General features: G+C 65.5%; 1 protein-coding gene. It reads left to right on the forward strand.

Annotation, left to right across the window (positions count from 1 at the left end; all coding sequences use genetic code 11):
- The first annotated feature begins 274 nt into the window (after positions 1-274).
- Positions 275-1,342 carry an IS110 family RNA-guided transposase gene (locus GM1_RS21270; protein WP_008382422.1) on the forward strand — a complete coding sequence of 356 codons (1,068 nt, stop codon included), beginning with the start codon at positions 275-277 and terminating at the stop codon, positions 1,340-1,342.
- The last annotated feature ends 22 nt before the right edge of the window (positions 1,343-1,364 follow it).

A 1,364-nucleotide genomic window follows, 5' to 3' on the forward strand; every position in this document is an offset into this window, starting at 1 on the left:
TGACTGGCAGGGTTGGCCGTAGGTTCTCCGTCGCGTTCGTGACCCATCGCTGCGCTGGCCCGTTCGCGGTGCCTTTGAGCGAGACTCGTCCGTTCGTGATGGGGAGCCGGTGGCCGCCCTGCCACCGCATTGGCCTGATAAGAAGCCTGTCCAACGTCCCGGGGTATCGACCCGGAGCGTGGTGACCGATCACAGTAGCGCCATGCGGTGATCCCTCAGGAACGACCACCGGTTCAGCGAACCGCCTGTTGTTCCATACGAGGAGGAAGTCCGCATGCCCATCGTCGCAGATTGTTATCGGTACGTCGTCGGAGTCGACACCCACTCCGCCACACACTCGTACTGCATTATCGAAGCCGCCACCGCCAAAGTTGTCGATGAGGCCGTCTTCCCGACCTCGGCGGCGGGCCTGGCTCGGGCCGTGGCCTGGATCGGTCGCCGCACCGCCACTGCCGCCGTGACCGAGATCCTGCTCAGCGTGGAGGGCACGAACTCCTACGGCACGCGCCTGACCCGGGCACTGCTCGGTGCCGGTTACCGAGTCGCCGACGCGCCCGCACCCAAGCGGGACCGCGGAAAGTCGAAGACAGACGCTATCGATGCCCGCACAGCTGCCCTGGCGATGGTGCCACGCGAGCGTGACGGTCTTGCCGATGCCCGCACCGGCGACCTGCACGAATGCTTGAAGACACTGGTGGCCGCGCGGGACCGGATGGCGCGGGAGAAGACCCGCCAGTTCAACGCTCTGGTGGCGATGCTGCGCGATCACGATCTCGGTATCGACGCGCGCCGCAAACCCGGACTTCCCACAGTCAAGCAGATCGCGCGGTGGCGCGAACGTGCCGGCGATTCCCGGGCCGAGCAGTTCGCTCGCGCCGAGGCGATTCAGCTGGCGCAACGCATCGTGGCCCTGCAGGGCCTGCTTGCACAGAACCTGGCGTCGCTTCGTGAGCTGGTCACTGCTCACGCACCAGTGTTGTTGCAGATGCCGGGTGTGGGGCCGGTCAACGCCGCGATCATCCTGACCGCATGGGCCTACCACGGGCGACTCAAATCCGAGGCCGCGTTCGCAGCACTGGGCGGAGTCTGTCCGATCGAAGTGTCCTCAGGCAACCGCGAGCACCGGCGCCTCAACACCGGAGGCGATCGACAACTCAACCGCGCGTTGCATTCGATCGTCCTGACCAACAGTCGCAGCGATCAGCAGACACAACAGTTCATCGCCGCACGGATCGCGCAGGGTAAACATCCCCGCGCGATCCGCCGCACTCTCAAGCGCTACACCGCCCGCCGCATATACCGACTCCTCACCCACCTTGAGGTGACCACCGCTGCCGCTTGACAAACATAGAAGCGTCTCGCTT

This window comes from Gordonia malaquae NBRC 108250 (assembly GCF_000344135.1).
GTDB classification, from domain to species: Bacteria; Actinomycetota; Actinomycetes; order Mycobacteriales; family Mycobacteriaceae; genus Gordonia; species Gordonia malaquae.

Coding starts and splice junctions, on each gene's coding strand:
- GM1_RS21270 (WP_008382422.1), top strand. CDS start 275: ATGCCCATCGTCGCAGATTGTTATCGGTACGTCGTCGGAGTCGACACC.